This is a genomic window from Streptococcus sp. 3.1 (assembly GCF_016648915.1).
GTDB classification, from domain to species: domain Bacteria; phylum Bacillota; class Bacilli; order Lactobacillales; family Streptococcaceae; genus Streptococcus; species Streptococcus salivarius_E.
In genome coordinates this window covers 43,083-49,878 of sequence record NZ_JACLQV010000017.1, presented here as the reverse complement: position 1 = coordinate 49,878, position 6,796 = coordinate 43,083, and the positions used below count along the sequence as shown (strand labels likewise).

The 6,796-nt window shown below is 33.4% G+C and carries 9 protein-coding genes; 6 read left to right on the top strand and 3 right to left on the bottom strand.

Annotated features, from left to right (window positions below; translation table 11 throughout):
- The 3 genes from H7U02_RS09395 to H7U02_RS09385 all read right to left on the bottom strand — a co-directional run.
- A partial coding sequence (locus tag H7U02_RS09395) for a diacylglycerol/lipid kinase family protein (protein WP_201043240.1) occupies positions 1 to 657 on the bottom strand: 657 nt, incomplete at its 3' end.
- A 103-nt stretch (positions 658 to 760) separates the two neighbouring features.
- The gene (locus H7U02_RS09390; protein ID WP_037603941.1) at positions 761 to 1,786 is read right to left on the bottom strand and encodes a DUF389 domain-containing protein; all 1,026 of its coding nucleotides are present in this window, start codon (positions 1,784 to 1,786) and stop codon (positions 761 to 763) included.
- 43 nt (positions 1,787 to 1,829) lie between these two features.
- Positions 1,830 to 2,201: a hypothetical protein gene (locus tag H7U02_RS09385; RefSeq protein ID WP_037604021.1), complete on the bottom strand. Its 372-nt coding sequence runs from the start codon at positions 2,199 to 2,201 to the stop codon at positions 1,830 to 1,832.
- A 699-nt stretch (positions 2,202 to 2,900) separates the two neighbouring features.
- On the opposite strand from H7U02_RS09385, the gene H7U02_RS09380 reads away from it, so the two are divergent.
- From H7U02_RS09380 to lpdA, 6 genes are all read left to right on the top strand, one after another.
- Positions 2,901 to 3,140, top strand: coding sequence for a GlsB/YeaQ/YmgE family stress response membrane protein (locus H7U02_RS09380; RefSeq protein ID WP_049545819.1), 240 nt, complete (start codon positions 2,901 to 2,903; stop codon positions 3,138 to 3,140).
- Positions 3,141 to 3,201: 61 nt separating this feature from the next.
- A complete protein-coding gene (amaP, locus tag H7U02_RS09375) occupies positions 3,202 to 3,768 on the top strand; it encodes an alkaline shock response membrane anchor protein AmaP (RefSeq protein ID WP_070574846.1) in 567 nt (188 codons plus the stop codon).
- 11 nt (positions 3,769 to 3,779) lie between these two features.
- Positions 3,780 to 3,950 (top strand): DUF2273 domain-containing protein, encoded by a 171-nt coding sequence (locus H7U02_RS09370; RefSeq protein ID WP_070574849.1) that lies wholly within the window; start codon positions 3,780 to 3,782, stop codon positions 3,948 to 3,950.
- 14 nt (positions 3,951 to 3,964) lie between these two features.
- Positions 3,965 to 4,525, top strand: a complete 561-nt coding sequence (locus H7U02_RS09365) for an Asp23/Gls24 family envelope stress response protein (protein ID WP_049546105.1) — start codon at positions 3,965 to 3,967, stop codon at positions 4,523 to 4,525.
- Positions 4,526 to 4,610: 85 nt separating this feature from the next.
- Positions 4,611 to 4,814 carry a CsbD family protein gene (locus H7U02_RS09360; protein ID WP_038675683.1) on the top strand — a complete coding sequence of 68 codons (204 nt, stop codon included), beginning with the start codon at positions 4,611 to 4,613 and terminating at the stop codon, positions 4,812 to 4,814.
- 558 nt (positions 4,815 to 5,372) lie between these two features.
- Positions 5,373 to 6,713 carry a dihydrolipoyl dehydrogenase gene (gene lpdA, locus H7U02_RS09355; RefSeq protein ID WP_201043238.1) on the top strand — a complete coding sequence of 447 codons (1,341 nt, stop codon included), beginning with the start codon at positions 5,373 to 5,375 and terminating at the stop codon, positions 6,711 to 6,713.
- Positions 6,714 to 6,796 lie beyond the last annotated feature (83 nt).

Sequence of the window (6,796 nt, the reverse complement as noted above, 5' to 3'; positions counted from 1 at the left end):
AATCAAGATATTTCCATATCCATCTGTATTTTCATCAAATAGTTTTTTGTCTGCATAGTAATTAGATAGAAGAACTAGGACCTGACTAGCTTCACCTTCATAATTGCCATTTTCGCTTTCAATACGAACATTAAATATATCGTCTTCCACAACGGACTTCATCGTATTGATTGCATATGCAAAGATACCGTACTTTGTTTTATCTTCAATATCAACGTTATGAATAGCTTCTGGTAAAGATCCAACACTAAAAATATAGCCAAAATAATTTTGATTAGCTTTTCCAACATCAATGGTTTTAGTAAAATTGAAATCAAGTTCTTCAATCGCTTGATCAATACTTTGGTTGATTTCTAATAGCTTAGTGATTAAATTACCAGTTCCACCAGGAATAATCCCAAGTTTTGGAATGTGATTTTTTTCAGCAATCCCTGAAATAACCTCATTTACAGTACCGTCTCCACCAAAAACAATTACTGCATCATATTTTTCTTTAGAGGCTTTTTCAGCAAATTGAGTTGCATCTTTGGCTTTTTGCGTAATCTTAGTTTCAACATAATCAAAATACTCTTTAGCCTTATTCTCCAAGCTCTCTTTATAATCTAATGCTGTTTCTCCTCCAGAAGTTGGATTAATAATTATCATTACTTTTTTCATTGATATTTTCTCCTATGGACTACTAGTGACAATACTTTTCAACGGTTTCTTATGCTTATCAAATTAATATCTCACATTACTTGTTGTTATTTGGGGATTCTTTTTACTTATCCTTTTCTATTTGTTGAAGATCATCATCGTTTTTATATTGAATGATGTAGTCGACTAATTCTTTTTCAGTTAATCTATCATTTGTTAATTGTGAAACCTGAATCGAGATATTTTTCAAACCATATTCATTTTGTTTGTTAATGATACCTTGTAACTCAGCTTCTGAAAGATATTTACCTGAAATGGTTAGCTTTAGTGTATTATTTTCTTTACTATATTTCTTTTTCAAAATAGTATGGTTTTCAAATTGATCAGATAGATAATTATTGATAGACTCATTGATTAGCGTATCTCTAACTAAGGTAGTTGCAGAAGCTAAACTTGGAATAATAAGAACAAGCGAGACTAGAATTAATATTTTTCGCATTTTAGAGGCTTTACGATTATGTTTAACATAAGGATTATTAACCATCATCACATTAGTGCCAATATATGTAGCAATCATAATAAAACTGCAGTTAATGGAGAACAAATATGACGCCCCTATCATATACTCAAGATTTCCTGTGGCAATAGAATACCCCACGGTACAAACAGGTGGCATAAGAGCAGTTGCAATGGCGACACCAGGAACAATGTTATTAGCTTCTTTCTTTCGTGCTCCAATAATGCCGGCTAATCCACCGACGAATGCTATTACAACGTCCCAAATTGTGGGCGAAGTTCTAGCAATAATTTCCGTACTTGCATAAGAAATGGGCGAAATTAAAAAATAAAGTGTAGAGGCTAAGAGGCTTACTGCAACTTGAATAAAAAGAACTTTAAACGATTTTTTGAGAAGTTTTGTATCTAATATTGCTAACGCAAAACCTACTCCAAGGATAGGTGTCATCAATGGAGAAATCAACATTGCCCCTATAATTGTTGGAATAGAATTCATATTCAAACCAATAGATGCAATCAATATCGCACACAATAAAGTGGTTAAGTCACTTTTTGATAAATCTAAATCCTCATAGATTTTGTCCCTAAATTCTATGAGAGAATAAAGTTTACCATCCTTCAAAACTTTTTCCATAACAGTACTCCCTCTTTGTTACTATAGTCAACTTTTGAAGAAGTTAATCGGTATCGTTTGATCTCTTTTGTAAGGAAAGGATTTCCTGAAGAAATAACTTTTTAGCTTCGTCCTCTGATGATGTTTCTAAATCGTCAATCATTATTTTTGCAACTTCTTTACGAGAGCTTGTTCCATATTCTTCTTTCAATTCATAATCAATTCTCTCCTCAAAATTGGTATAAGGATATTGACCAAGTAGTACATTTATACGTTGATCAAATTCATAATCAATCCACCACTTCTCAAACAATTCTTTGAAAGCTTGCAAATCTATTTCAGAATCCAATAGGGTTAATGCATCCATAAAACCTGTTTTATATCCATTAATTTCTGAGCATAAACCAACGACCTCATCCTTATTAATTTTGGCCAATTCCTGACGCATTTCAAGCAAATCCTTGTCTGCAAAGAGTCGTTCAAAGCCCTCAAGTTGTTTACTAAATTCGTCTAATTTAGTGTAATCCTGACGATTCAATGTTTCTCTAATATCCATAATTATCTCCTTTTTGAATTTTAAACTCCTACTGAAAATAACACAGTATCCTGTGTATGATTTAGGTTTTTTATTGGATGATACTTCATAAAGAAAAAGTGTGTAAGGGTTTACATATTTCAATTATACATTTTATTTCCACTTTCGTCACTCTCACTTCTTAGGGAGTTTTTTTAACGTTTTAATTGGCTAAAAATCTTATGGTCATACCAACATAATCAAATGTTTTATTGATGAATCATTCAATTATCAGAATGGTCTGATAATAATAACTATAAATGTAGAGTATTTACAAAACTGTTCAAAAAACTACAAGAATCATAACATAAAATACTTGCAAATCTATGCAATCGTTTGCAAAAACGATTAATGCTTTCATTCTATTTTTTTGTAAGCGCAAACATTTTCATTGACTTATCAATTTGATTAACTTATACTGTTATTAACAGGTATATACTTACATTAAACTTATGATTGTTAAGATTAATATAAAAAATGTTTTAGCTAAAATGTAACTCTTTAGATTGTTTGATTTTCCAAACAATCTAACTTTCCTCAATTTAGAAAGGGGGAGACATTATGCTTTGGGCTATTATCGTAGGAGGCTTTATCGGTCTTATTGCAGGTGGAATCACTAAAAAGGGAGGTTCCATGGGAATAATCGCTAATATCTTTGCAGGTTTAGTAGGTTCATCTGTTGGACAATCACTTTTCGGTGCATGGGGACCTAGTCTAGCAGGAATGGCATTAATTCCATCAATCTTGGGAGCGGTCATTGTTGTTGCAGTAGTATCATTTTTCCTAGGGAAAAAAGAATGAACTTGAATCTTTTTGACAGGAATAGATCACAGTTCAAATTCTGTTGATGAAAGGATTCAATATGTCAAAAACCAAAAAAATACTTTACCTTATTTTATGTATTTTAATCTTGACAATTTTGATTCCTATTTTGCTAGATTATCATAAAGTCAGTGGCTTAGGACTTCATTTAGTTGATTGGAAACAAATTTCCTTTCTGGAATTTTATCTTTCAAGATATATTTTCTGGGGTACTCTAGTTCTTTCAGCTGTAGTGTTGTTCCTAATGCTTGTTATACTCTTTTATCCTAAACAATATTTAGAGATTCAATTACCTGATGTTGATGGTGAACTAAAATTAAAAAATTCAGCTATTGAAGGATTTGTGCGTTGTGTGGTTGCTAATCACAATTTTATAAAGGATCCTACTATTAAGGTAAACAGTCGTAAGAATAAATGTTTAGTTCACGTAGAAGGACAAATGCTTCCATCAGACAACATTATTAAACGAACTCAAATAATTAAAGATGAGATTGCTGATGGATTGACACAGTTTTTTGGAATGAATCATCGTGTAAAACTGTATATTTCTGTAAAAGAATACAAGCCAAAACCACCACGTAAAAAAACTGTTAGTCGTGTAAAGTAAGGAAGTAAAAAATGGAATGGTTTAAAAAATACCAATATCCATTTCTTTCCGGATTAGCGGGTGCTATCTTAGCTTGCTTCATCCTATCCTATGGTTTTTTTAAGACTTTATTTGTCTTGATTTGCGCCACTCTAGGAGTTGGAATTGGATATTATATTCAACAAAAACAATTATTTAAATAGTAAAGGAGATTCATATGTCAAAAGTAGAAAAAAAAGTAGAAGAAGTAAAAGGCGAATTGACCTACGAAGATAAAGTCATTCAAAAAATTATTGGTCTTTCTTTAGAAAATATTCCAGGCTTGTTGGCTATTGATGGAGGCTTTTTCTCAAACCTAACTGAAAAACTTATCAATACTGATAACGTTGCAAGCGGAGTCAATGTTGAAGTTGGTAAAGAGCAAGTTGCTGTTGATTTGAACGTAATTGTCGAATATCAAAAGAATGTTCCTGAACTATACAAGAAAATCAAAGAGGTTGTTGTTTCAGAAATTTCTAAGATGACTGATTTGGAAGTGGTTGAAGTTAATGTAGATGTTGTTGATATCAAGACTAAAGAGCAACATGAAGCAGACTCAGTAAGCCTACAAGATCGAGTAACTGGAGTTGTTGAATCAACAAGTGAATTTACTTCCGATAAATTTGAAAGCGCAAAACAGGGATTGAGTGATGGCTTCTCAGCTGCAAAGGAAAAAGTTAGTGAAGGTGTTGAAGCTGTCTCTGAAGCGACTGCTAAAGCAGAACCAAGAGTTCACTAAATTCTTTTATGCCTAAAAAAATTTAAATGAATTGTTTAAAAACGTTCATTTTCAATAATCTGATTTTCCAATGGAGGGTAACACTATGTCAGTAGAAGAAAAACTTAATCAAGCTAAAGGCGCTATTAAAGAAGGTGTCGGAAAAATAACTGATGATAAAAAAACTGAAAAAGAAGGAGCTGCTGAAAAAGTAGTTTCAAAAGTTAAAGAAGTTGCCGAAGATGCCAAAGAGGCTGTTGAAGGGGCTATCGAAGGCGTTAAAAATATGGTTAAAAAGGACGATAAATAGTTCTAAAATCGATTGATTTTTCACTTAAAACATGGAAATTGCTCTACAAGAAATTTAAGGTTGTTTTACTCCTAACTACTCACTTTTAAAACAACACCAAAAACTATGACAAATCCTTAACATTACGATATTACTCAGGTGAAAAATCAACTTTCTTTAGATTAATTTAAATTCCTTTTTAAATCCATATATTCTTTCTAATAGTAAAAGCACTCTAATTTCTATAGTTTTATCCAAGCTATAGACGCTAGAGTGTTTTTTATAACATTTTGAAGAATTATTTAATGATTGGGGGAGATTTGTATTTTTCTAGTTCTTATACAAATTAGCAAAGTATAAGTGCTAACGTCATCCCGAATAGGGAATGGCAAACGTTTGCATTACTTGTGAATGTTTTCACCACCAAAACATCGCATTTTCAGTGAATTACTTGATTTTCATAAGTATTAGTTTTATAATCAAAGTATAGAAAACGCTTTCAAAAATATCTCCGAGTTTTTGTCCTACTTGAAGTGGTTCGGCTAACAGCCGACTTCCATTCTAGAAAGGAGTATTGTTTTGAGTCAATGTGATATTCTCATTATAGGGGCAGGTCCTGGTGGTTATGTTGCTGCTGAAGAAGCTGCCCGTTTAGGTAAAAAGGTAACTGTCATTGAGAAAAACTTCATAGGTGGCACCTGTTTGAACGTTGGATGTATCCCATCCAAAGCCTATCTTGAACATGCCCATTGGCTATTAGCTGCTAAAGAAGCCTCTCAGTATGGAGTGACAGTTTTAAATGATAATCTTGATTTTCAAAAACTTGTTGCTCGCAAAGATCAAGTCGTAGCAACACTACAGTCTGGTATTCAATCAAGTTTTAAACAATTAGGTATCACCTATATTGAAGGTGAGGCAGTTTATATTTCTGATAAAACCTTCCAAGTTAATGGTGAAAGAGTCTCAGGTAAGTCTGTTATTTTGGCGACGGGGAGTCATCCATTTATTCCTCCTATTCCTGGTATTAACGATGTTGACTACTTGACAACAGATAACTTTTTCAACTTAAAGGAACTTCCTCAACGTTTGGTTATCATTGGTGGAGGTATTATTTCCGTTGAGTTAGCTTTTGCCATGGCTCCACTTGGTGTGGATGTGACAGTGATAGAGGTTGCACCAACAATTTTAGCAACTGAAGATGACGAAGCACGTTCCATTATTAGAGAAAAGATGAAACAACTTGGAATTACCATTCTAGAGGGAGTTAGCATAGATAGGGTTAAAGAAAATGTTGTAATTTTAGCAGATGGCAAGTCCTACTCTTATGATAACTTACTTGTAGCAACTGGGCGTAAGCCAAATATTGAGTTAGCCCAAATGATGGGTTTGGAGCTGACCGAAAAAGGCTTTATTAAGGTAGATAGTTATTACGAGTCATCTCAATCAGGTGTTTATGCGATTGGGGATTTGATTCCTGGATATATGTTAGCTCATGTTGCTAGTAGCGAGGGAATCAAAGCTGTTCGAGCCATTTGTCGTCAGGCTGAGGAACCGGTTGATAATTCAAGTGTTCCACGGTCGCTCTTTACAACGCCGGAGATTGCTTCCTTTGGCTTGTCAGAAGAGGAGGCGGTACAACAAGGATATGATATATCAGTTGGTCAACTTCCTTATGTTTATAATGGTCGAGCCATTGCGTCTAATTCAGCAAAAGGTTTTGTTAAAATTGTCTCCGAAAAACGCTATCACCTATTATTAGGTGCCGTTATCGTTGGTCCACATGCAACTGATATTCTACAATCCTTGATTGTCTTGAAAGATGCTGAAGGAACACTTGATCAGCTTGATAAGACAATTTTTGCACATCCAACAATTTCTGAGTTGGTTCAGGAAGTTGCAAGACTGATTTTAAGGTCCTAAGGTCGATGGATAGGTTTAGCACAGCCATTCTCATTTTTCAAATCTATATATCTGTCAATAATATTTGTTTTTTATAAAGCTCT

Bases quoted from the DNA above. Each gene is read 5' to 3' on its own strand.
- H7U02_RS09390 (WP_037603941.1), bottom strand. From the start codon at position 1,786: ATGGAAAAAGTTTTGAAGGATGGTAAACTTTATTCTCTCATAGAATTT.
- H7U02_RS09380 (WP_049545819.1), top strand. From the start codon at position 2,901: ATGCTTTGGGCTATTATCGTAGGAGGCTTTATCGGTCTTATTGCAGGT.
- H7U02_RS09365 (WP_049546105.1), top strand. From the start codon at position 3,965: ATGTCAAAAGTAGAAAAAAAAGTAGAAGAAGTAAAAGGCGAATTGACC.
- H7U02_RS09370 (WP_070574849.1), top strand. From the start codon at position 3,780: ATGGAATGGTTTAAAAAATACCAATATCCATTTCTTTCCGGATTAGCG.
- amaP (WP_070574846.1), top strand. From the start codon at position 3,202: ATGTCAAAAACCAAAAAAATACTTTACCTTATTTTATGTATTTTAATC.
- H7U02_RS09360 (WP_038675683.1), top strand. From the start codon at position 4,611: ATGTCAGTAGAAGAAAAACTTAATCAAGCTAAAGGCGCTATTAAAGAA.